General features: G+C 75.4%; 26 protein-coding genes and 1 tRNA gene. 18 read left to right on the forward strand and 9 right to left on the reverse strand.

Annotated elements, in window-relative coordinates; translation table 11 throughout:
- Nucleotides 1-53: 53 nt before the first annotated feature.
- Nucleotides 54-332, reverse strand: a complete 279-nt coding sequence (locus tag BM165_RS05920; protein ID WP_244274077.1) for a GlsB/YeaQ/YmgE family stress response membrane protein — start codon at nucleotides 330-332, stop codon at nucleotides 54-56.
- Nucleotides 333-533: 201 nt separating this feature from the next.
- On the opposite strand from BM165_RS05920, the gene ctaD reads away from it, so the two are divergent.
- Both ctaD and serB read left to right on the forward strand, forming a co-directional pair.
- On the forward strand, nucleotides 534-2,291 hold the full coding sequence (ctaD, locus tag BM165_RS05925) for an aa3-type cytochrome oxidase subunit I (RefSeq protein WP_075012538.1): 1,758 nt from the start codon (nucleotides 534-536) through the stop codon (nucleotides 2,289-2,291).
- Between the two features lie 125 nt (nucleotides 2,292-2,416).
- Complete coding sequence (serB, locus tag BM165_RS05930; protein WP_177225118.1) at nucleotides 2,417-3,700, forward strand: phosphoserine phosphatase SerB; 1,284 nt, start codon at nucleotides 2,417-2,419, stop codon at nucleotides 3,698-3,700.
- Between the two features lie 130 nt (nucleotides 3,701-3,830).
- On the opposite strand, the gene BM165_RS05935 is transcribed toward serB, so the two are convergent.
- Both BM165_RS05935 and BM165_RS05940 read right to left on the reverse strand, forming a co-directional pair.
- On the reverse strand, nucleotides 3,831-4,397 hold the full coding sequence (locus tag BM165_RS05935) for an isochorismatase family protein (protein ID WP_075012539.1): 567 nt from the start codon (nucleotides 4,395-4,397) through the stop codon (nucleotides 3,831-3,833).
- An 11-nt stretch (nucleotides 4,398-4,408) separates the two neighbouring features.
- Nucleotides 4,409-5,692 (reverse strand): nicotinate phosphoribosyltransferase, encoded by a 1,284-nt coding sequence (locus BM165_RS05940; RefSeq protein WP_075012540.1) that lies wholly within the window; start codon nucleotides 5,690-5,692, stop codon nucleotides 4,409-4,411.
- A gap of 73 nt (nucleotides 5,693-5,765) precedes the next feature.
- Here BM165_RS05940 and clpS point away from each other — a divergent pair, with 73 nt between their 5' ends.
- Together clpS and BM165_RS05950 are read left to right on the forward strand one after the other, a co-directional pair.
- A complete protein-coding gene (clpS, locus tag BM165_RS05945) occupies nucleotides 5,766-6,062 on the forward strand; it encodes an ATP-dependent Clp protease adapter ClpS (RefSeq protein ID WP_075012541.1) in 297 nt (98 codons plus the stop codon).
- Nucleotides 6,059-6,556, forward strand: a complete 498-nt coding sequence (locus BM165_RS05950; protein ID WP_075012542.1) for a DUF2017 family protein — start codon at nucleotides 6,059-6,061, stop codon at nucleotides 6,554-6,556. The genes clpS and BM165_RS05950 overlap by 4 nt, the downstream gene beginning before the upstream one ends.
- Here BM165_RS05950 and BM165_RS05955 read toward each other — a convergent pair.
- Nucleotides 6,495-6,851 carry a hypothetical protein gene (locus BM165_RS05955; protein WP_143108039.1) on the reverse strand — a complete coding sequence of 119 codons (357 nt, stop codon included), beginning with the start codon at nucleotides 6,849-6,851 and terminating at the stop codon, nucleotides 6,495-6,497. The genes BM165_RS05950 and BM165_RS05955 overlap by 62 nt on opposite strands.
- 96 nt (nucleotides 6,852-6,947) lie before the next feature.
- Here BM165_RS05955 and BM165_RS05960 point away from each other — a divergent pair, with 96 nt between their 5' ends.
- The 8 genes from BM165_RS05960 (at nucleotide 6,948) to BM165_RS05995 (ending at nucleotide 12,516) form a co-directional block, all read left to right on the forward strand.
- Complete coding sequence (locus BM165_RS05960; protein ID WP_075012544.1) at nucleotides 6,948-7,421, forward strand: M67 family metallopeptidase; 474 nt, start codon at nucleotides 6,948-6,950, stop codon at nucleotides 7,419-7,421.
- A 166-nt stretch (nucleotides 7,422-7,587) separates the two neighbouring features.
- Complete coding sequence (locus BM165_RS05965; protein WP_075012545.1) at nucleotides 7,588-7,866, forward strand: MoaD/ThiS family protein; 279 nt, start codon at nucleotides 7,588-7,590, stop codon at nucleotides 7,864-7,866.
- A gap of 42 nt (nucleotides 7,867-7,908) precedes the next feature.
- A complete protein-coding gene (locus BM165_RS05970; RefSeq protein ID WP_075012546.1) occupies nucleotides 7,909-8,856 on the forward strand; it encodes a PLP-dependent cysteine synthase family protein in 948 nt (315 codons plus the stop codon).
- On the forward strand, nucleotides 8,853-9,530 hold the full coding sequence (locus tag BM165_RS05975) for an HAD-IA family hydrolase (RefSeq protein ID WP_208976662.1): 678 nt from the start codon (nucleotides 8,853-8,855) through the stop codon (nucleotides 9,528-9,530). The genes BM165_RS05970 and BM165_RS05975 overlap by 4 nt, the downstream gene beginning before the upstream one ends.
- Nucleotides 9,531-9,555: 25 nt before the next feature.
- Nucleotides 9,556-10,293, forward strand: a complete 738-nt coding sequence (locus BM165_RS05980; RefSeq protein WP_075012547.1) for an MBL fold metallo-hydrolase — start codon at nucleotides 9,556-9,558, stop codon at nucleotides 10,291-10,293.
- Nucleotides 10,294-10,332: 39 nt separating this feature from the next.
- Nucleotides 10,333-11,286, forward strand: coding sequence for a non-homologous end-joining DNA ligase LigD (locus tag BM165_RS05985; protein WP_075012548.1), 954 nt, complete (start codon nucleotides 10,333-10,335; stop codon nucleotides 11,284-11,286).
- Nucleotides 11,287-11,387: 101 nt separating this feature from the next.
- Nucleotides 11,388-11,867, forward strand: coding sequence for a DUF4262 domain-containing protein (locus BM165_RS05990; RefSeq protein ID WP_075012549.1), 480 nt, complete (start codon nucleotides 11,388-11,390; stop codon nucleotides 11,865-11,867).
- A gap of 58 nt (nucleotides 11,868-11,925) precedes the next feature.
- Nucleotides 11,926-12,516 (forward strand): QsdR family transcriptional regulator, encoded by a 591-nt coding sequence (locus BM165_RS05995; RefSeq protein ID WP_143108040.1) that lies wholly within the window; start codon nucleotides 11,926-11,928, stop codon nucleotides 12,514-12,516.
- A gap of 21 nt (nucleotides 12,517-12,537) precedes the next feature.
- Here the strand turns inward: BM165_RS05995 and bcp are convergent, their stop codons facing one another.
- The gene (gene bcp, locus BM165_RS06000) at nucleotides 12,538-13,026 is read right to left on the reverse strand and encodes a thioredoxin-dependent thiol peroxidase (RefSeq protein WP_075012550.1); all 489 of its coding nucleotides are present in this window, start codon (nucleotides 13,024-13,026) and stop codon (nucleotides 12,538-12,540) included.
- 48 nt (nucleotides 13,027-13,074) lie between these two features.
- Complete coding sequence (locus BM165_RS06005; protein ID WP_075012679.1) at nucleotides 13,075-13,479, reverse strand: YjbQ family protein; 405 nt, start codon at nucleotides 13,477-13,479, stop codon at nucleotides 13,075-13,077.
- A 61-nt stretch (nucleotides 13,480-13,540) separates the two neighbouring features.
- Here BM165_RS06005 and rph point away from each other — a divergent pair, with 61 nt between their 5' ends.
- The 3 genes from rph (at nucleotide 13,541) to BM165_RS06020 (ending at nucleotide 16,064) form a co-directional block, all read left to right on the forward strand.
- Nucleotides 13,541-14,278: a ribonuclease PH gene (rph, locus tag BM165_RS06010; protein ID WP_075012551.1), complete on the forward strand. Its 738-nt coding sequence runs from the start codon at nucleotides 13,541-13,543 to the stop codon at nucleotides 14,276-14,278.
- Nucleotides 14,275-14,883, forward strand: coding sequence for an RdgB/HAM1 family non-canonical purine NTP pyrophosphatase (gene rdgB / locus BM165_RS06015; RefSeq protein WP_075012552.1), 609 nt, complete (start codon nucleotides 14,275-14,277; stop codon nucleotides 14,881-14,883). Before rph ends, rdgB begins: the two co-directional genes overlap by 4 nt.
- Nucleotides 14,884-14,984: 101 nt before the next feature.
- Entirely contained in the window at nucleotides 14,985-16,064 is a 1,080-nt protein-coding gene (locus tag BM165_RS06020) for an HPP family protein (protein WP_075012553.1), read from the forward strand.
- 9 nt (nucleotides 16,065-16,073) lie between these two features.
- Here BM165_RS06020 and BM165_RS06025 read toward each other — a convergent pair whose 3' ends face one another.
- Complete coding sequence (locus BM165_RS06025; protein WP_075012554.1) at nucleotides 16,074-16,685, reverse strand: class I SAM-dependent methyltransferase; 612 nt, start codon at nucleotides 16,683-16,685, stop codon at nucleotides 16,074-16,076.
- 51 nt (nucleotides 16,686-16,736) lie between these two features.
- Nucleotides 16,737-17,600, reverse strand: coding sequence for a hypothetical protein (locus BM165_RS06030; RefSeq protein ID WP_075012555.1), 864 nt, complete (start codon nucleotides 17,598-17,600; stop codon nucleotides 16,737-16,739).
- A 207-nt stretch (nucleotides 17,601-17,807) separates the two neighbouring features.
- On the opposite strand from BM165_RS06030, the gene BM165_RS06035 reads away from it, so the two are divergent.
- Both BM165_RS06035 and BM165_RS06040 read left to right on the forward strand, forming a co-directional pair.
- On the forward strand, nucleotides 17,808-18,722 hold the full coding sequence (locus tag BM165_RS06035; protein ID WP_244274078.1) for a DUF6910 family protein: 915 nt from the start codon (nucleotides 17,808-17,810) through the stop codon (nucleotides 18,720-18,722).
- Between the two features lie 157 nt (nucleotides 18,723-18,879).
- The gene (locus BM165_RS06040) at nucleotides 18,880-20,880 is read left to right on the forward strand and encodes a putative bifunctional diguanylate cyclase/phosphodiesterase (RefSeq protein ID WP_075012557.1); all 2,001 of its coding nucleotides are present in this window, start codon (nucleotides 18,880-18,882) and stop codon (nucleotides 20,878-20,880) included.
- A 7-nt stretch (nucleotides 20,881-20,887) separates the two neighbouring features.
- Here BM165_RS06040 and BM165_RS06045 read toward each other — a convergent pair.
- Nucleotides 20,888-20,968 (reverse strand) — tRNA-Leu (locus tag BM165_RS06045).
- A gap of 117 nt (nucleotides 20,969-21,085) precedes the next feature.
- Between BM165_RS06045 and BM165_RS06050 the strand changes: the two genes are divergently transcribed.
- Nucleotides 21,086-21,346 carry a DUF3618 domain-containing protein gene (locus tag BM165_RS06050; protein WP_075012558.1) on the forward strand — a complete coding sequence of 87 codons (261 nt, stop codon included), beginning with the start codon at nucleotides 21,086-21,088 and terminating at the stop codon, nucleotides 21,344-21,346.
- Nucleotides 21,347-21,348 lie beyond the last annotated feature (2 nt).

The following is a 21,348-nucleotide window of genomic DNA, read 5'->3' on the forward strand; positions in this document are numbered from 1 at the left end:
CGGGCCCCTCCAGGAGTCACTCGCTGCAGGGCCACGGGGAGCCCTGCGACGGGTCAGATGCGAGAGCTGCTGCGTCCCCGCGTCGCGAAGACGTACACGAGCAGCACGACGATCGCGCCGATGATCGACCCGATGATCCCGGAGGTCCCGAGCTCGAAGCGGCCCTCGAAGATCAGGCTGCCGAGCAGGTTGCCGACGAGCGAGCCGATGATGCCGAGGACGATCGTCATCCCGATGCTCATCGACTGCTTGCCGGGGACGATGGCCCGGGCGATGAAGCCGGCGATGGCGCCGACCACGACGAGCACGATGATGTTCCAGAGAATGTCCACGGTGGACCTCCTGAGCAGGTGGCCGAGTGGCCGGGGTCTGGGATCTCCAGAGCCGGACGGTCCTGTTCCCGGTCTGAGCTGGGCGGAAACAACCGTGATCATGACGTGACCCAGGGATGCGGGGGTGTGCACGCTGCGTGCGGCGGCGCGCTGGCCCGGTGGGGCCGGACGGCCCCGCCGAACTCGGTCTAAGCTGCGCCCGTGACGATCGCGCCTGCACCGATCGTGAGCCGGCCCAGCCCGGCTCGCGAGGTCCAGCGGGGTGCGCGGCTCTCGAACCTGCTGCGGACCACGGACCACAAGACCATCGGCCTGATGTACATGGCCACCTCGTTCGCCTGGTTCATCGTGGGTGGCTTCATGGCCATGCTGATCCGCGGTGAGCTGGGGCAACCGGGGCTGCAGTTCCTGTCGCCCGAGCAGTACAACCAGCTCGTCACGATGCACGGCACGGTCATGCTGCTGATGTTCGCGACGCCGCTGTTCTTCGCGTTCTCGAACCTGATCATGCCGCTGCAGATCGGCGCGCCCGACGTCGCCTTCCCGCGGCTGAACGCCTTCTCCTTCTGGCTGTTCTTCTTCGGCAGCCTGATCGTCGTCAGCGGGTTCCTGACCCCCGGTGGCGCGGCCGACTTCGGCTGGTACGCCTACGCGCCGCTCTCCGACGTCGTCCACACCCCGGGCGCCGGTGTGAACATGTGGTTCGCGGGCCTGGCCGTCAGCGGCCTCGGCACGATCCTGGGCGCGGTCAACTTCACCGCGACGATCGTCTGCCTGCGGGCCCCGGGCATGACCCTGTTCCGGATGCCGATCTTCACCTGGAACACCCTGGTCACCAGCCTGCTGGTGCTGCTGGCCTTCCCCATCCTCACCGCCGCGCTGCTGGCGATGCTGGCCGACCGCAACCTCGGCGCCCTCGTCTTCTCCGACGAGAACGGCGGCCCGATGCTGTGGCAGCACCTCTTCTGGTTCTTCGGCCACCCCGAGGTCTACATCATCGCGCTGCCGTTCTTCGGCATCATCACCGAGGTCATCCCGGTGTTCAGCCGCAAGCCGCTGTTCGGCTACAAGGGCATGGTCGGCGCGACGCTGCTCATCGGTGGCCTGTCGCTGACCGTGTGGGCGCACCACATGTACGCCACCGGCGCGGTGCTCCTGCCGTTCTTCGCCTTCCTGACGTACCTGATCGCCGTGCCGACCGGCATCAAGTTCTTCAACTGGATCGGCACCATGTGGCGCGGCCAGCTGACGTTCGAGACGCCGATGCTGTTCTCGATCGGCTTCCTGGTGACCTTCCTCCTGGGCGGTCTCACCGGCGTCCTGCTGGCCAGCCCGCCGCTGGACTGGCACGTCAACGACAGCTACTTCGTCGTCGCCCACTTCCACTACGTCGTCTTCGGCACCGTGGTGTTCGCCGCCTACGCCGGCATCTACTTCTGGTTCCCGAAGATGGCCGGCCGGATGATGGACGAGCGGCTGGGCAAGCTGCACTTCTGGCTGACCTTCATCGGCTTCCACGCGACGTTCCTGGTCCAGCACTGGCTGGGCACCCAGGGCATGCCGCGCCGGTACGTCGACTACCTGCCCACCGACAACTTCACGACGCTGCACGTGATCTCCACGATCGGCTCGTTCGTCCTCGGCGCCTCGACGATCCCGTTCCTCTACAACGTGGCGAAGTCGTGGAAGTACGGCCGGCTCGCGCTGCGCGACGACCCCTGGGGCCACGGCAACTCCCTGGAGTGGGCCACCTCCTCGCCGCCGCCGCGGCACAACTTCACCGAGATCCCCCGGATCCGGTCGGAGCGCCCGGCGTTCGAGGCGCACTACCCGCACCTCATCGACCGGCTGCAGCGCGAGGCCCACGTCGGCAAGCGCCACGAGCCCTACGGCGGTGTCAGCGAACTGGCCGACGGGACCGGCGCGCGGCAGGGCCCGAACGACCCCGACCCGTTCTGACCCGCGCGGCCTGACACCCGCAGCGCACGTCACGACGACGCCCCGTCGGCTCCGGCCGGCGGGGCGTCGCCGCGTCCGGGCCCGGGTGCCGACCGGCCTCCGGAGGTCCTGCGGGGTGCGGCACGATGACCGCCGTGCCGCTCGACCCCTCGCCCCGCGTCCTCCCGCAGATGACGGGGGAGGGGCCCCGCGCGCTGCTCACGGTGACCGGCGCCGACCGGCCCGGGGTGACCGCCCGCCTCTTCGGCGCCCTCGCCGACGGCCACGACGACGTCCCGCCGGTCGAGGTGGTCGACGTCGAGCAGGTCGTCGTGCACGGGCACCTGGTGCTCGGCGTCGTCGTCGGGACGGTGCCGACCCGGACGCCGGTCGACGAGCCGACCTTCCTCGCCGCGTTGGGCCGGCTGGCCGACCGCGTCGCCGGGGCCACCGGGGTGGAGGTGGCGGTGGAGTCCGCCTCCGGCCCGCGGCCCGGCCCCGCCACTCCCGACACGGCCCGCCCGGGCCGGCCGCACCACGTCATCCTGCTCGGCCGCCCGGTGCCCCCCGGCGCGGTCGCCGGTGCCGCGACGGCCATCGCCGGCGTCGGCGGCAACATCGATGCGATCCGGCGGCTCTCCGACTACCCGGTCACCAGCCTGGAGCTGACCGTCTCCGGGGCCGAGGCGACCGCGCTGCGCACCGCACTGGCGGCCGTCGCCACCGCCACCGGCGCCGACATCGCCGTCGAGCAGGTGGGGCTGGCCCGGCGGAGCAAGCGGCTCATCGTCCTCGACGTCGACTCCACCCTGGTCCGCGGCGAGGTCATCGACGAGCTGGCCGCCCGCGCCGGGCGGGCGGCCGAGGTCGCCCGCATCACCGCCGCCGCGATGAACGGCGAGCTCGACTTCGCCGAGTCGCTGCGCGCGCGGGTGGCCACGCTGGCCGGGCTGCCCGTGGAGGTCCTCGACGAGGTGCGCGAGCACCTGGAGCTGACCCCGGGCGCACGCACGCTGATCCGGACGCTGCAGCGGCTCGGGTTCCGCTGCGGCATCGTCAGCGGCGGCTTCACGCAGATCACCGATCCGCTGGCCGAGTCCCTCGGCCTGGACTTCGCCGCGGCCAACACCCTCGAGGTGGCCGGCGGGCGGCTCACCGGCGGGCTGGTCGGTGAGATCGTCGACCGCGCCGGCAAGGCCCGGGCGCTGGCCCGCTTCGCCGGCGAGCACGGCATCCCGCTGGAGCAGACGGTGGCCGTCGGCGACGGCGCCAACGACCTCGACATGCTCAACGCCGCCGGCCTCGGCATCGCGTTCAACGCCAAGCCCGTGGTGCGCGAGCAGGCGCACGCGGCGCTCAACCAGCCCTACCTCGACGCGGTCCTGCAGGTCCTGGGCTTCACCAGGGACGAGGTGCTGGACGCCCAGTGACCGGTCGGCCTACCGGCCTCCACCGCCACCACGTGCCGTCCCCGGCGGGCGCTGAGCCCTGCCACGACGTCCCGACCGGGAGCCTCCGGCCCCGCGGTCGGTCCGCCGTCCCCCGCAGGGGCGGCTCACCTCAAGGCCGGTGGACCTCGCCCTCGAGCTGCACGCCGGCGGTGCGCAGCTGCTCGAGGGCGGCGTCGGTGCTGGCCGGCGCGACCCCCGCGGTCAGGTGCAGCAGCACCCGGGCCGCGAAGCCCTCCGCCACGGCGTCGAGCGCGGTGGCGCGGACGCAGTGGTCGGTGGCGATCCCGGCGACGTCGACGGCGTCCACCCCGCGCTCGCGCAGCCAGTCGGCCAGCGGCACGCCGCCGGCCCGCCCCTCGAAGCCGGAGTAGGCCGCCGCGTACTCGCCCTTGTCGAAGACCGCCTCCAGCGGTGACCGGTCCAGCGCCGGGTGCAGCTCCACCCCGCCGGTGCCGACGACGCAGTGCGCCGGCCACGTCTCGAGGTAGTCCGGCTGCTCGGCGAAGTGGCCGCCCGGGTCGACGTGGTGGTCGCGCGTGGCGACGACGTGGTCGTAGGACGACGACCGCACGTGCTCGGTGATCACGGCCGCCACCGCGGCACCCCCGGCCACCGCGAGGCTGCCGCCCTCGCAGAAGTCGTTCTGCACGTCCACCACCAGCAGTGCGCGCCTCATCCCGGACCCCCTCACGAGCTCACCGTCTCCAGCACCGGTTCCCCGCGGGAGAGCGCCCACGCCTCGGCCGGCAGGGCGGCTCGCACCCGCCGGTGGTGCGCGGCGGCCGCCGACAGCGCCTCGGCCGGCGACGACGGCGCCACCGCCTCGCCGTCCCGCACGAGCGGGACCACCAGCGCCCGGTCGCCGTCGCGCGGCCCCACCCGCCCGCTGGTGACCACCTCGGCCACGGCGGTGCCGTCGGCGTCGTGCCGGCGGACGGCGGTCTTGCGCCCGCCCGTGGAGTTCTTGCCCTCCGAGCGCTTGGCCACCGCCACCCCGTCGCGCTCCACCAGCTTGTAGACCATGCCCGCCGTCGGCGCCCCCGAGCCGGTGACCAGCGAGGTGCCCACGCCGTACCCGTCGACCGGCGCGGCCATCAGCCCGGAGATGGCGAACTCGTCGAGGTCGCTGGTGACGATGATCCTCGTGCCGGTGGCGCCGAGGGAGTCGAGCAGCTCCCGGGCCGCGGTGGCCAGGGTGGGGAGGTCACCGGAGTCCAGCCGGATCGCGCCGAGCCCCGGCCCGGCCACCTCGACGGCGGTCCGGATGCCCTGGACGACGTCGTAGGTGTCGACCAGCAGCGTGGTGCCCACGCCCAGGGTGTCGACCTGCGCGCGGAAGGCCGCCGCCTCGTCGTCGTGCAGGAGCGTGAAGGCGTGGGCGCTTGTGCCCGTCGTCGGCACCCCGTAGCGCCGGCCGGCCTCCAGGTTGGAGCTGGCGACGAAGCCGACCAGGGAGGCGGCCCGGGCCGCGGCGACGGCGGCCTGCTCGTGGGTGCGCCGCGAGCCCATCTCGATGCACGGCCGCTCGCAGGCCGCGGCGACCATGCGCGCCGCGGCCGAGGCGATCGCGCTGTCGTGGTTGAGCACCGACAGCACCAGCGTCTCCAGCAGCACCCCCTCGGCGAAGGGCGCGCGGACGGTGAGCACCGGCGACCCGGGGAAGAACAGCTCGCCCTCGGCGTAGCCGTCGACGTCGCCGGAGAAGCGGAAGTCGGCCAGCCAGTCCAGCAGCCGGGCGTCGGTGAGCCCCTGCTCCCGCAGGGTCGCCAGCTCCTCGTCGCCGAACCGGAAGTGCGGCAGCTGCTCGAGCAGCCGGCCGGTGCCGGCGACGACGCCGTAGCGGCGGCCGTGCGGGAGCCGGCGCGCGAAGACCTCGAACACGCAGTCGCGGTCGGCGGTGTCGTCGGCCAGGGCGGCGGCGACCATCGTCAGCTCGTACCGGTCGGTGAGCAGGGCGGGACCCGTCGGCATGGCACGGGAGCCTAGGTCGGCCGGTGCGGGCCGACCCGGTGAGACCGCGGGGCGACCGTCCTATGGTGGTCCGATGGCCGGACCGCTCGCGCCGACCCGGACGCCGGACCCCACGGTCGAGGAGGTCGAGGACCTCGACCGCCCGTGGGTGACGATCGTCTGGAACGACCCGGTGAACCTCATGACCTACGTGACCCACGTGCTGCGGGAGCTGTTCGGCTACGACGAGCCGACGGCGACCACGCTGATGCTGCAGGTGCACGAGGAGGGCCGGGCCGTGGTGAGCTCCGGCCCGCGCGAGCGCATGGAGCACGACACCAGCCGGCTGCACGCCTACGGCCTGTGGGCCACCTACCAGCAGGACGCATGAGGCCCTTCCGGCGCCGGGGTGGCGACGTCGTCGCCCGGCTCGACACGGCGGAGGCGCACGTCCTCGGGCTGCTCCTCGACCAGCTCGAGCAGCTGCTCGACGCCGACCCCGAGGACGTCGACGGCGACCCGGTGATGGCCCGGCTGCTCCCGGCCGGCCACCGCAGCGACCCCGAGCTGGCCGCCGACTACCGGGAGCTCACCGAGGCGGCGCTGCGGTCGGGGAAGACCGACGACCTGGCGGCGGTGCGGGCCGGCCTGCCGCCCGGTGGCGGGGAGGTGCGGCTCGACGCCGAGCAGGCCGCCTCGTGGCTGCGCACGACCAACGACCTGCGGCTGGCGCTGGGCGAGCGGATCGGGGTCACCGAGGACACCGAGCCGCCGGAGGACCCGTCCGGCGAGGAGGGCCAGCAGCTGGCCGTCTACTACTGGCTCACCGCGTTGCAGGGCTCACTCGTCGACGCGGTCGCCGCCGGGCGCGACGCCCGAAGGTGAGCAGCACCAGCGTGGCCAGGAGCAGGTCGAGCACGAAGAAGACCGGCACCAGGCTGGGCAGCTCCAGGTCGCGGACCATGGCCCCGACCGCGGAGACGAGCGTGACCACCGACAGCGCCAGCACCAGCAGCCAGGTCAGCAGCCGGACGGCGACCAGCAGCACCAGGGAGACCCGGTCGGCGGCGACGTCGCTGCTGTAGTGACCGCTGCGGGCGGTGAGACCGCGGATGCCGAGCCACAGCGCGGGGAGCGCGACGGCGAGCACCCCTCCGACCATGAGCAGCTCGACCACCACGAGTCGGCACCGTATCCGGTGGGTGTCGCCCCGGTGTCGCCCCCGGTCGGGCGACCGTCGGCCGGTGCCGCGGCGAGGCCGCCTAGACTGGCCTCCGTGCTGCGCATCGACCGCGCGACCTACGACGCCATCGTGGCCCACGCCCGGGAGGACCACCCGGACGAGGCCTGTGGCGTGGTCGCCGGACCCGAGGGCAGCGACCGTCCCGAGCGGTTCATCCCGATGCTCAACGCCGCCCGGTCGCCGACGTTCTACGAGTTCGACTCGGCCGACCTGCTGCGGCTCTACCGGGAGATGGACGACCGGGACGAGGAGCCGGTGGTGGTCTACCACTCGCACACCGCCACCGAGGCGTACCCGTCGCGGACCGACGTCAGCTACGCGTCGGAGCCGAACGCCCACTACGTCCTCGTCTCCACCCGCCACCACGGCAACGAGACCGGCCTGGCCGGTGACGAGGTGGAGTTCCGCAGCTTCCGGATCGTCGACGGCGTGGTGAGCGAGGAGGACGTCGAGGTCGTCGAGTCCTACCTCTTCGGCCACTCGCCGACCACCGTCGTCTACGACTGAGAAAGGACCCCCTCGCCCCCCACGACGCGCTCCGCACGTCGCGGGGCCCTGCGAGGGGGTCGCCGCGGGGACGGAATCCCCCGCGGCGGGCGGGCGTTGCCCGCATCGACACCCGCTCCCCGAGCGCTCCCGCACGTCCCCGTCCCCCCGAGGAGAACCGCACGCCATGGCCATCGAGGTCCGGATCCCGACCATCCTGCGCACCCACACCGGCGGCAACAAGACCGTCGAGGGCAGCGGGGACACCCTGGCCGCCCTCGTCGACGACCTCGACGCCAAGCACCCGGGCCTCAAGGGCCGGCTGGTGACCGAGGAGGGCAAGCTGCACCGCTTCGTCAACGTCTACGTCAACGACGAGGACGTGCGGTTCACCGGCGCGCTGGACACGGCGGTCAAGGACGGCGACTCGGTCACGATCCTCCCGGCGGTCGCCGGCGGCTGCTGACGCCGTCGTCCCGCCGTCCCGTCTCCCGGAAGAGCTCCCCGCATGCGCTTCAACTCCCTCGTCGACTCCCTCGGCGGCACCCCGCTCGTGGGCCTGCCGTCCCTGTCGCCGACCTCCGACGTGCGGTTGTGGGCCAAGCTCGAGGACCACAACCCGACCGGGTCGATCAAGGACCGCGCCGCCATCGCGATGATCGAGGCGGCGGAGAAGGCCGGGGACCTCACGCCCGGCGCCACCATCCTGGAGCCGACCAGCGGCAACACCGGCATCTCGCTGGCGATGGTGGCCCGGCAGCGCGGCTACCGGCTGATCTGCGTCATGCCGGAGAACACCTCGGTGGAGCGCCGGCAGCTGCTGGAGATGTACGGGGCGCAGATCATCAGCTCGCCGGCCGCCGGCGGCTCCAACCAGGCCGTCGCGGTGGCCAAGGAGCTGGCCGCCGAGCACGACGACTGGGTGATGCTCTACCAGTACGGCAACCCGGCCAACGCCGAGGCGCACTACACCGGCACCGGCCCGGAGATCCTCGCCGACCTGCCCTCGATCACCCACTTCGTCGCGGGGCTCGGCACCACGGGCACGCTGATGGGTTGCTCGCGCTACTTCCGCGAGCACAAGCCCGGCGTCCAGGTGATCGCCGCCGAGCCGCGCTACGGCGAGCTGGTGTACGGGCTGCGCAACATCGACGAGGGGTTCATCCCCGAGCTCTACGACCCCGACCTACTCGACTCGCGCTTCTCCGTGGGGCCGGAGGACGCCATCCACCGCACCCGCCAGCTCGTCGAGCGCGAGGGCATCTTCGCCGGCATCTCGACCGGCGCGATCCTGCACGCGGCGCTGGGCGTCGCCGACCGCGAGGTCGCCGCCGGGCGCCGGGCCGACATCGTCTTCATCGTCTGCGACGGCGGGTGGAAGTACCTCTCCACCGGCGCCTACGCCGGCACGCTGGAGGAGGCGACCTCGGCGCTCGAGGGCCAGCTCTGGGCGTGACGGTGCCCTCCGAGCGTGGCCCGAGGCTGCCGGCGAGGGGCCTGCTGTTCGACAACGACGGCGTCCTGGTCGACTCCGACGCCGCGGTCGCCGCCTCATGGTCGCGCTGGGCGACCGAGCACGGGCTGGTCCCGGCCGAGGTCGTCGCCGTCGTCCACGGCCGCCGTGCCGCCGACACCGTCGCCGCCCTGCTGCCCGCCGAGCGGCGGGCCGCGGCGTCGGCCCTCATCGACCGCCTCGAGCTCGAGGACGCGGCGACGGTGCCCGCCGTCGCCGGCGCCGCCGGCCTGCTCGGCACCCTCCCGGCGCACGTGTGGGCCGTGGTCACCTCCGGCACGCCGGCCCTGGCCACCGCCCGTCTCGCCGCCGCCGGCCTGCCGCTGCCCGGCGTGCTGGTGACCGGGCACGACGTGCGCACCGGCAAGCCCGACCCCGAGGGGTACCTGCTCGGCGCCCGCCTGCTGGGCGTGCCGCCGGAGGAGACCGTCGTCGTCGAGGACAGCCCGGCCGGCATCGCCGCGGGACGGGCCGCGGGCGCGCGGGTCCTGGGGGTCGGCGAGCGCGCACTCGGCACCGGCGCGGACGTCGTCGTCGGCGACCTGACGGGGGTGTCGTGGGCCGACGGCGTCCTGACGGTGGCCGCCGGGTCGGTGCTGCCGGACCGGACGCCATGATGGGACCCGTGCGGAGGACTGCGGCGTGAGGCTCACGGTTGTCGGCTGCTCGGGCAGCGGCCCGGGCCCCACCTCGGCGGCCTCCTGCTACCTGGTCGAGCACGACGGCTTCCGGGTGCTGCTCGACCTCGGCAGCGGCGCGTTCGGCCCGCTCCAGGCGCTGACCGACCCCGCCACCATCGACGCCGTCTACCTCACCCACCTGCACGCCGACCACTGCCTCGACGTCGCCCCGATGGTGGTCTGGCACCGGTACTCGGGCCGCTCGTCCGGCCGCCGGGTCCCGCTGATCGCCCCCGCCGGCGCCGACCGCCGGCTCGCCCAGGCCTACGACGCCGGCGGTGCCCCGCTGACCGACGTCTTCGACTTCGCCGTCACCCCGGTCTCGGCCGTGCTCGGGCCCTTCACGGTGCAGACGGCGCGCACGGCCCACCCGGTCGAGTGCCACGCCATCCGGCTCACCGCCCACGGCTCCTCCCTCGTCTACACCGGGGACACCGGCCCGAGCCAGGCCGTCGTCGACCTCGCGTACGGGGCGGACGTGCTGCTGGCCGAGGCGGCCGACCCCGAGCGCGCCGACCAGCCCCCGGACCTGCACCTGACCGGCCGGCAGGCCGGTGAGGCCGCGGTCGCCGCGCGCGTGCGCCGGCTGCTGCTCACCCACGTCCCGGCCTGGGTCGACCCCGCCGCGCAGCTGACCGCCGCGCGGTCGGTCTTCCCGGCCGCCGAGCTGGCGCGGCCGGGGGCGACCTACCAGGTCTAGCCGCTTGCCGCGCCCGCCCGGGCAGGGCACGGTGGGCCGGTGGTCGACGACGAACGGGACGGCGTCCGGCTGACCAGCCTCGACGCGCCGCTGGGCGACGGGCTGGAGGTCACCAAGGGCGACCTGGTCGACCACCTCGACGCCTTCGCCGACCGCCTGGTCCCGCAACTGGCCGGCCGGCCGCTGTCGGTGAAGCGGGTGCGGCCGGGCCAGGAGCCGTTCATGCAGCGCAACGTCGCCAAGGGCGCGCCGGGGTGGGTGCGCACGGTGCCGGTCTGGTCGTTCGGCGCCCACCGCGAGGTGCACCAGGTGCTCTGCGACGACCGCCGCACGCTGCTGTGGCTGGCCAACCAGCGGGCGGTGGAGTTCCACGTCCCGTTCTTCGTCGCCGGCGCGGAGACCGAGCCCACCGGCATCGTCCTCGACCTCGACCCGCCGGAGGGCGCCGACTTCGACGTCGTCGTGCGGGCCGCGGAGCTCGTGCGGCGCGCGCTGGCCGACGCCGGGCTGGCCGGCGCGGTGAAGACCAGCGGGTCCAAGGGCGTGCACGTCGTCGTCCCGGTGCGCGGCGTCGGGCCGGAGGACGCCGCCGCCGCGACCCGCGCGCTGGCCGCCCGCGCGGCCGCGCTCGACCCCGACGTGGCCACCACCGCCTACATCAAGGAGGACCGGCACGGCCGCGTCTTCCTCGACTCCACCCGCTCGGGCTCCTCGACGATCGTGGCGGCCTACAGCCCGCGGATCCGGCCGGGCCTGCCGGTGTCGGCCCCGGTCGCGTGGGAGGACCTGCCGTCGGTGCGGCCGGGCGACGTCACCGTGGCGACCGCGCCGGACCGGCTGGGCGACGGCGACCCGTGGACGGCGCTGCTCCCCGGCCCGCAGGAGCTGCCGGCCGACCTGGTCGCCGAGGGCCACACCATCCCGGTCGCCCGGGTGGCCGCGATGCACGAGGGCAAGCGGCGGGCACGGGCCCGGCGCGCCGCGGAGGGCTGACCCACCGACGATCCGGCCGCCGGTGTCCACAACCGGCGCGGCCGTCCACCGCCCGCCGGACGCGGCAGCCGGCCGGTGCCCCCCGGCCGCAGGCTGCCGGCATGACGACCGACCCGCAGACCACCGCCTGGCTGGACCAGGAGGACGCCCACCTCGCCGCGGTCATCCGCCGCACCCGCTTCGCCGTGCAGTACGTCGGCCCGGGCGACCTGCCCACCGAGCCCGCCTTCGGCTACACGATCGGGCTCTTCGGCCTGGGGCACCCCGAGCTCGTGGTCGTCGGCCGCGGGTCGTCGGCCACGCACACCCTCCTCGACGCGGTCGCCGGCGAGGTCGTCGCCGGCCGCTCGGTGGTCCCCGGTGAGCTGCTCGAGGTGAGCCGGGAGGAGCTGGTCGCCGAGGAGTGCCCGAACCCCGGGGAGGTCCTGCTGAGCGCCAACCGGTGGTACCGGCGGCCGGCGGAGCACTCCGTGCCGGCGCTGCAGCTGACCTGGGCCGCACCGTCCGGGTGCTTCCCCTGGGACCCGGGCTGGGACGGCGGGCGGCACGGGCAGCCGCGGCCGGGCACCTGGACGGCCTGAGGACGTCCCCCGCACCGGCCGCGCCCGCGGCGGGCGTCCGCGCCCCTACGCTCGCCCCGTGATCGCGCCGCGGGAGGAGGTCGTGCGCCGGGCGGCGCGCACCCTGCTCGACGGCGAGCGCCTCGACACCACCGTCCTCGCCGCGCAGCTCGGCATCTCGCGGGTGACGCTGTTCCGCCGGGTCGGTAACCGCGACGCCATCCTCGGCGAGGCCATGTGGTGGCTGGGTGAGCGCACGCTGCAGCGCGCGGTCCGGGCCCACGACGCCCGCCCGCAGGGTGCCGAGCCGGCGGGCCGGCTGCGCAGCCTGGCGATCGCCGAGGACTACCGCAACGCCCTGAGCACGGCGACGGCGCTGCGGCGCTTCCTCGACGACGAGCCCACCACCGCGCTGCGGGTCCTCACCGACCCGCGCGGCCGGGTGCAGCCGCGGCTCGTCGAGGCCTACACCCGGCTGTTCGAGCGCGACGTCGAGGAGCGCGGGCTCACCCCCGAGGTGCCTCTGCCGCTGCTCGCCCTCGCCGTCGTGCGGCTGGGGGAGTCGTTCCTCTACTCCGACGTCATGGTCTCGCGCGACCCCGACCTCAAGGCCGCGACCACGGTCGTCGACGCGCTGGTCACCGGGGTGCTCGGCGTCCGGGGCGGCTGAGCCCGGCCGATCCCGAGGTGCTCAGCCGATCCCGAGGTCGCGGCGCAGCTTGGCCACGTGCCCGGTGGCCTTGACGTTGTAGGCGGCCCGCTCGACCCGGCCCTCGGCGTCGATCACGAAGGTCGAGCGGATCACGCCCTGCACCTCCTTGCCGTACAGCTTCTTGGTGCCGTACGCGCCGTAGGCGGCCAGCACCTGCTTGTCGGGGTCGGAGACCAGGGTGATGCGGAGGTCCTCCTGCTCGCGGAAGCGCTGCAGCTTCTCCGGCGGGTCGGGGGAGATGCCGATGATGTCCAGCCCGGCCTCGGCCAGGTCGCCGGCCGCCGCGGTGAAGTCGACCGCCTGCGTCGTGCAGCCCGGCGTGAGGGCCGCCGGGTAGCAGTAGACGATCACCCGGCGGCCGCGGTGGTCGGCGAGCGAGACCGGCCGTCCGTCGGCGTCGGGGAGCGTGAAGTCCGGCGCCGGGTCACCGGGGGCCAAGCGGGCGGGGGCGGGGGCGGTCTCGCTCATGTGCGGCATCCTGCCGTGCCCCACCGACCGTCCACAGCCAGGGGCGCGTCAGCCCCCGAGGAAGGACAGCCGCACGTGCCGCTGCGGGTTGTCGCCGTTGGTGTCGACCAGGCAGATGCGCTGCCAGGTGCCCAGCTGCAACCGTCCGTCGAGGACCGGGACCGTCGCGTGCGGCGGCACGAAGGCCGGCAGCACGTGGTCCCGGCCGTGCCCGGGGCTGCCGTGCCGGTGCCGCCAGCGGTCGTCGCGGGGCAGCAGCTCGTCGAGCTGGGCGAGCAGGTCGTCGTCGCTGCCCGAGCCGGTCTCGATGATCGCCACGCCGGCCGTCGCGTGCGGGACGAACACCTGCAGCAGCCCGTCGCCCTGCCCGCGGACGAACTCCTCGCACTCCCCGGTCAGGTCGACCACCGCCGGCGCCCCGCCGGTCCGCACCGCCCGCAGCTCCGATCGCACGAGGGGGATGGTGGCATCTCGGCGGGAGGACGGCGCCCCGGCGTCGCTAGGGTCGGCGTCCGTGACCCGTCCCGACGGCCGCACGGCCGACCGGCTCCGCCCGGTGACCATCACCCGCCACTGGCTCGACCACGCCGAGGGCTCGGTGCTCGTCGAGTTCGGCCGCACCCGCGTGCTGTGCGCCGCCAGCGTCACCGAGGGCGTGCCCCGCTGGCGCAAGGGCTCGGGCCTGGGCTGGGTCACCGCCGAGTACGCCATGCTGCCGCGCGCCACCCACACCCGCGGCGACCGCGAGTCGGTGCGCGGGAAGATCGGCGGCCGCACCCACGAGATCAGCCGGCTGATCGGCCGCTCGCTGCGGGCCGCCGTCGACCTCGGCGCGCTGGGGGAGAACAGCATCGCGATCGACTGCGACGTCCTCCAGGCCGACGGCGGCACCCGGACGGCGGCCATCACCGGCGCCTACGTCGCCCTCGCCGACGCCGTCACCTGGCTCGGCGACCGCAGGAAGCTCGCGAAGAAGCAGCCGCTGGTGCAGTCGGTGTCGGCCGTCAGCGTCGGCGTGGTCGACGGCGAGCCGCGCCTCGACCTCGCCTACGAGGAGGACGTGCGCGCCGGCACCGACATGAACGTCGTCTGCACCGGCGACGGCGGCTTCGTCGAGGTGCAGGGCACCGCGGAGGGCGCGGTGTTCGACCGGGCCACCCTCGACGAGCTCCTCGACCTCGCCGTCGCCGGCTGCGCCGAGCTCACCCGCATCCAGCAGGAGGCGCTGCGGTCGGCGGGTGCGGCCCGATGACCAGGCTGCTGCTCGCCACCCGCAACGCCGGCAAGCTCGCCGAGCTGCAGCGGCTGCTCGCCAGCGCGGTCCCCGGCGTCGAGGTCGTGGGGCTGCGCGACGTGCCCGGGTACCCCGAGGCGCCCGAGACCGGCGCCACCTTCGCCGAGAACGCGCTGCTCAAGGCCCGGGAGGCGGTCCACCACACCGGGCTGCCGGCCGTCGCCGACGACTCCGGCATCGCCGTCGACGCGCTCAACGGCATGCCCGGGGTGCTGTCGGCGCGCTGGTCGGGCCGGCACGGCGACGACCCGGCCAACACCGCCCTGCTGCTGGCGCAGCTCGCCGACGTCCCCGACGAGCGGCGCGGCGCGGCCTTCGTCTGCGCGGCCGCGCTGGTCACCCCCGACGGCGCCGAGCACGTGCTCGAGCGGCAGTGGCGCGGCCGGGTGGTGCACGAGCCGCGCGGCGGCAACGGCTTCGGCTACGACCCGGTCTTCGTGCCCGACGGCCTGGAGGTCACCTCCGCCGAGCTCGAGCCCGCGGAGAAGGACGCCCGCAGCCACCGCGGTCAGGCCTTCGCCGCGCTGGTCCCCGAGATCGCCCGGACGCTCACCGGCGACTGACCGCCGCGCCACGGTGGCGTCCCGACCGGGCCTGGTCCGGCTCCGCGCCGCGTAGGGTCTGCGCCCGCGACGGGCAGGGGCGCCCGCGGGGGAGGAGCGGGGTGGACCGGCGGGTGTGGATCTCGGCGCTGCGACCGGGGCCGGTCGGCTACCGGCGCTCCGAGGTGCTGCGGGCGGGGCTCGGCGCGCTGTTCGGCATCGCGCTGGCCGGGCTCACCGCGCAGGCGGTGCCGGGCGGTCCCGCGGCCCTGCCGTGGATCGTCGCGCCGATGGGTGCCACCGCCGTCCTGCTGTTCGCCGCGCCCGCCAGCCCGCTGGCCCAGCCGTGGCCGGTGCTCGCGGGCAACACGGTGTCCACGCTGGTGGGGGTCGCCGCCGGCAAGCTCCTCGACGACGTCACCCTGGCCGCCGCGGTCGCCGTCGGGGTCGCGATCCCGGTGATGATGGCGCTGCGGTGCGTGCACCCGCCCGGCGGCGCGTGCGCGCTGTTCGCCGCGGTCGGCGGGTCCGCGGTGGCCGAGCACGGCTGGGCGTTCGCGCTGTGGCCGGTCGGCGTCGACACCCTCGTGCTGCTGGTCGTCGCCGCACTGGTCAACAACCTCACCGGCCGGCCCTACCCGCACGTGCCCGAGCCGCCGCGGACCGGTGCCGAGCCGCCGCCCACGGAGCGGGTCGGGCTGCGGACCGAGGACGTCCGGGCCGCCATGGACCGGCTCGACCGCGGCCTCGACGTCATGCCCGGCGACGTCCTGGCGCTGGTCCGCGACGCCGAGGAGCACGCGCTCGACCGCAGGCTCGGCCGGCTGCGGGTCGGCGTGCTCATGGCCCGCGACGTCCGCACCGTGCAGCCGCAGGAGACGCTCTACCGCGCGCGGATGCTGATGAACCAGCACGCGGTCAAGGCGCTGCCGGTCGTCACCGACGACGCCCGCGTGGTCGGCATCGTCACGGTGCACGACCTGTTCAACCTCGACGTCGTGGCGCTGCGCCCGGTGGCGGACGTGATGAGCAGCCCGGTCACCACGGTCGGCGTCGACACGCCCGTGTCGGAGCTGGTGGGGCTCATGGCCGACCGCGGGCTGCGGCACCTGCCCGTCCTCGACGACGCCGGCCGGCTGGCGGGGATCGTCACCCGCGCCGAGCTCGTCGCCGTGCTGCACCGGGCGCTGGTCGGCTCCTGAGCCCGCCGGTCAGGCGACGGCCCGGCCCTCGTACAGCGACCCCAGCGAGCGGGGCCCGCCGGGCAGGTACCGGTGCGCGAGCCGGGTGACGGTCAACGGTGAGGCCGCCAGCAGCGCCTCGACGTCGTTGTCGAGCACGCAGCCGGCCACCGCCCGGTTGACCGGGTTGCCCAGCCGCTGCAGTCGGCGCACCCCCGGGTCGGGCGCCCGCCCGTGCTCGACGAGGCGCAGGACGCCGCCGGGGCGGAGCACGCGCGCCACCTCGGCCAGCGCGACGGCGGCGCCGGGGACGCCGCACAGCACCCAGGTGCACAGGGCGGCGTCGAAGCGGCCGTCGGGGAAGGGGAGCGCCCGGGCGTCGTCACCGGCGACGACGACGGCGACCGCCGAGGCCGCGCGGCGCGGCTCCGACAGCCGCAGCGCGCCGGCCGACGGCTCCACCGCCCACACGCCGGTGACCTCCGGAGGGAGGTGCGGCAGGTTGTGCCCCGAGCCGAAGCCGATCTCCAGGACGTCGCCGGCCAGGCCGGCGCAGACCCGCTCCCGGATGGCTCCGGTCACCCGTGGCCCGAGCGCGGTGTCGTGCAGGCGGGGACGCAGCCGCTCGGCGTAGAGACCCATCGCGCCAGGCTCGTCCGTGCCGGCGGAGGGGGCAAGGCCCCGGGGCGGGTCTCAGCCGGCGGGTGTCGCGCCGCTGCCGGTGCCCGAGCCGTCCTGCGGGGCGGGCGCCGACGGCTCCGCGGGTGCGCTCTCCCCGCTGTCGCCGGAGCCGCTGTCGTCGGAGCCGGTGTCCCCGGAGCCGGTGTCCTCGGACCCGTCGCCCTCCGCGGGCGTGTCCGTGGCCGGCGCGTCGGTCTGCGGGGCCTCCGGGTCGGGGGCGTCCGTGCCGTCGTCCCCGGGTGTGCCCGTGGCCGGGGCCTCGGTCTCCGGGGCGTCGGTCTGCGGGGCGTCGGTCGTCGGGGTGGCCGGGCCGGTGTCCGACGGCGGCACGTCGCTGCCGGACGAGGCGGTCGACAGCTCGCCGATCGTCGTGGACGACGACGGCTGGTCGGTCCCGCCGACCAGCGCCGAGACCGGCTTCTGGCCGACCAGCTCGATCCCGGTGACGATCGCCATCGCCACGGCGAAGACCGCGGCGGCGTACGCGGCCAGGCGCGGCCAGCGGACGCGCTGCCACCAGGTGGCGGCGGGGCGCGGGTCACGGCGCGGGTCACGGCGCGGGTCGAGGTGGGCGGGCAGCACGCGGGTGGCGGTGTCCTCGGCCGGTGGCGCGGCCGGCGTCTCGCGCGTGCGCCGCAGCCGCTCGGTGGTCCGGTTGAGGGAGGCGCTGTAGAGGGCCGACCCGACGGTGCTGACCACGCTGACGAGGGCCGCGCCGATGACGGTCCCGGCGACCCCGAAGAAGGAGGCGGCCACCGCGGCGGACACCGCGGCGAGGGCACCGGCCACCACCTGGGTGACCGAGAGGGTGGTGCGCGGCGGCTTCTCCGCGGCCTGGTCGGGACGTGCGTCGATCTCGGTGCGGGGGGAGGTCATGGGCTCCGACGGGGTCGTGTTCGTGCGGGAAGAGGGGCCGGCCCGGCGACCTCGTCGTACGACCGGGCGGCCGTCCCGACGGTACGTGGCCCGGCGGGCCCGTGCAGCCGGCGCGGCCCGGTCCGGCGCGCCGACCTGCACGGAGGGGGTCGGTGTGATCTGCACGGCGTGGACCGGCTCCCGGCTGGGCACCCCAGCGGTGTGCGCGTGGAGATCACAGCGGTGCGCGGGCTCCGGTTCGACGACGGGGCGCCGGTGACGGCGGCGTCGGGCATCGCGCCGCTGGGGGACGGCTGGCTGGTCGCGCAGGACGACGCCACGCACGCGGCCTGGCAGCGCCCGGACGGGGTCTCGCGGGTGCGGCTGCTGCCGCCGGTCGACGGGCACGACCTCTTCTCCGAGGCGGCCGGCACCAAGGCGCTCAAGCCCGACCTCGAGGTGGCCTGCCCGGTGGAGGCAGACGGCGCCCCGGCCGTGCTGCTGCTGGGCTCGGGCTCGACGGCGCGGCGCACGCGCGGGGTGCTGGTGACGCTCGACGGCGACCGGCCCGGCGTGCGGGCCGCCGAGCTCGGCCCGCTGTACGCCGCGGTCGCGGCCCGGCTGGGCGTGCCGGCCGGGCAGCTCAACCTGGAGGGCGCGAGCCGGGCCGGTGACGTGCTGCGCTGGTACCAGCGGGGCAACCTGGCGGCCGGGGTGGCCAACGCCGGCGTCGAGGTCCCGCTCGAGGCGCTGGTGGCGGTGCTGCTCGGCCGGGCCGCCCCCGACTCGGTCCCGCTGGGGCCGGTGCACCGGCTGGAGCTGGGCGAGGTGGCCGGCGTCGGACTGGCGGTGACCGACGCCGTCGCGCTGCCCGACGGCCGGGAGCTGCTCTCCGCCGCCGCGGAGGACACCCCGAACGCCGTCGACGACGGCCCGGTCGTGGCCACCGCCCTCGTCCTCGCCGACGGCGGTCGGGTGCTGGGCACGGCGCCCGTGCCGGAGGTCGACGGCCGGGTGGTGAAGGTCGAGGGGCTGGCCCTGCGCGGCACCGACGGGGACACCGTGCACCTCGTGGCCGTGGTCGACGCCGACGACCCGGACCTGCCCTCGCCGCAGGTCGACCTCCTCGTCGGCCTCGGCTGAGCGGCGCCGCCGGCCCCTGCGCCCGCGTGTCCGGTGTCACCCCGCGGGTCACCCGTCGGGAGGGGACCGGCGGCCCGGCGCTCCAGCTCGGGCGGGACGGGCCGATGTCGTCGTGAGCGGCCGTCCGGCCGCCGACCGTGCGACGAGGACGGACCCCATGGACGGCGAGCAGACCCGCAGGACCCGGGCCGGTACGCGGCGGCGCGTGCCGGCCGCGGTCCGCCGTGTGCGCGCCCGGCTGTCCCCGCACGCCGCCACGGGCGGGCTGGTGCTCGTGCTGCTGGTGCTGACCGCGTTCTCGGTGACCGCGGCGGTCGCGAACGCGCGGGCCGCGACCGAGGCGCGGACCAGCGCCGCGGTGTCGCAGTGGGCGACGCGGGCGGTGGAGGCCCTGGCGGCGGAGGAGGACGCCGCCGACGCGCTGGCCGTGGACCCCGACGACGAAGACGCCCGCGCCGGCTACGAGGAGGCCCGCGCCGAGACCCGCGCCGCGATGGCAGGGACGGCCGACAGCGGGGGCGCCGGCCAGGACGTGCTCACCGGGTGGATGGTGCTGCACGACCGGTACGCGGCGGCCGTCACGCAGTTGGTCACGATGGCGCGGAACGACCCCACGGCCGCCGCCCAGTTCGAGGAGAGCCGGGTCGACCTGTACTTCGACACGCTCGAGGTCATGGTCACCCTCGAGGCGCGGGAGCACTGGGCGATCGCCGAGGCGGCGCTCGACGACGTGGAGCGCACCCAGCGGCTGCTGCTGGTCCTCACGCCCGTGGTCTTCGGCATCGGCCTGCTGGTGGTCGGCTGGCTCACCGTCGTGCTGTCCCGCAGCCGCCGGGAGACGGTCGCGCAGGCCGAGGCCAACCGCCGGCAGGCGCTGCACGACGCGCTGACCGGCCTGCCCAACCGGACCCTGCTGCGGCAGCGGGCCGAGGCGGCGCTCCAGGGGGCCGCCCCCGGCAGCGTCGCGCTGATGCTCATCGACCTCGACCGCTTCAAGGAGATCAACGACACCCTCGGCCACGCCTACGGCGACGTCGTGCTGCAGGCGGTGGCCGACCGGCTCGGCGGCGCCGTGCGCGCCACCGACACGGTCGCCCGGCTCGGTGGCGACGAGTTCGCCGTCCTGCTGCCCGGTGTCGACGGCGTCCAGGCGGCCGAGGACCTCGCCACCCGCGCGCTGGCCGCCCTGGTGGGCGGCGTCGAGGCCGACGGGGTCTCCCTCGACGTCGAGGCCAGCATCGGGATCGCGATGGCCGGCGAGGACGGCGCCGACGTCGAGTCGCTGCTGCGCAACGCCGACATCGCCATGTACTCCGCCAAGGACCGCAGCCTCGGCGTCTGCGTGTACGGCAGCGAGCTCGACGACCACAGCCCCGAGCGGCTCGGCCTGCTCGGCGACCTCCGCCGCGCCATGGACGCCGGCGAGCTGGTCCTGCACTGGCAGCCCAAGGTCTCGCTGCCGGGCGAGGAGGTCCGCGGTGTCGAGGCGCTGCTGCGCTGGCACCACCCGGAGCGCGGCGTGATCCCGCCCGGGGTCTTCGTCCCGGCCGCCGAGCGCACGCCGGTCATCCGCCCGCTGACGCGGTACGTCCTCGACGTCGCCGTCGCCCAGTGCGCGCGGTGGCGGGCGGCGGGCCGTCACCTCGACGTCGCGGTGAACGTCTCCGCGCGCAACCTGCTCGACGACCGGTTCGTCGACGACGTGCTCGAGGTGCTGGCGCGGTGGGACGTGCCGGCGTCCTCGCTGGAGCTCGAGGTGACCGAGAGCGCGATCATGGCCGACCCGGCCCGCGCGCAGCTCATCCTCGGCCGGCTGGCAGACGTCGGCATCACGCTGTCCATCGACGACTTCGGTGCCGGCTACACGTCGCTGTCGCACCTCAAGGACCTGCCGGTGCACCAGCTCAAGATCGACCGGAGCTTCGTGGCGCACATGACCACCGACCGCAGCGACGCGCTGATCATCCGCTCGGTGGTCGAGCTGGGCCGCAACCTCGGCCTCACCACCGTCGCGGAGGGGGTCGAGGACCGCGCCACGCTCGACCGGCTCGGCGAGCTGGGCTGCGACGTCGCGCAGGGCTACCTGGTCTGCCGTCCGCTGCCGGCCGACGAGCTGGAGCGGTGGTTCGACCGGACCCGGGTGCCCGCCGGCGCGTGAGCACACGTGCGGGAGGCGGGAGTCGAACCCGCACGCCCGAGGGCACCAGATCCTAAGTCTGGCGTGGCTGCCGTTACACCACTCCCGCGTGGCCGCCGAGTCTAGGGCCGGTCGGGGCCGGCCGGTCGCCCGGCCGGTCGCCCGGCCGGGTGCCGCTGATCGCCGGGACGGGCCGGTCGGGGCCGGGTCTGGCAGGCTGTCGCCCGTGCCTCGCGACCCTCGAGAGATCCAGCTGGAGATCGACGCCGCCCGTGAGTCGCTGGCGGCCACCCTGGACCACCTGGCGTTCCGGGGCAGCCCCACGCGCCTGAAGGCACAGGGCCAGGCCGCCGTCGTGCGGTTCCTGCAGTCGCCGGCGGGCAAGGCGGCGATGGGCGGTCTCGGGCTGCTGGCGTCACTGGTCGTCGCCCAGAAGGTGCGGCAGCGCAGGGCCGCCAGGCGGCCGGTCGTGCGTCGCACGCGCTGAGC

Origin of the sequence: Geodermatophilus obscurus, from assembly GCF_900115395.1 — a bacterium.
Taxonomy (GTDB): domain Bacteria; phylum Actinomycetota; class Actinomycetes; order Mycobacteriales; family Geodermatophilaceae; genus Geodermatophilus; species Geodermatophilus obscurus_B.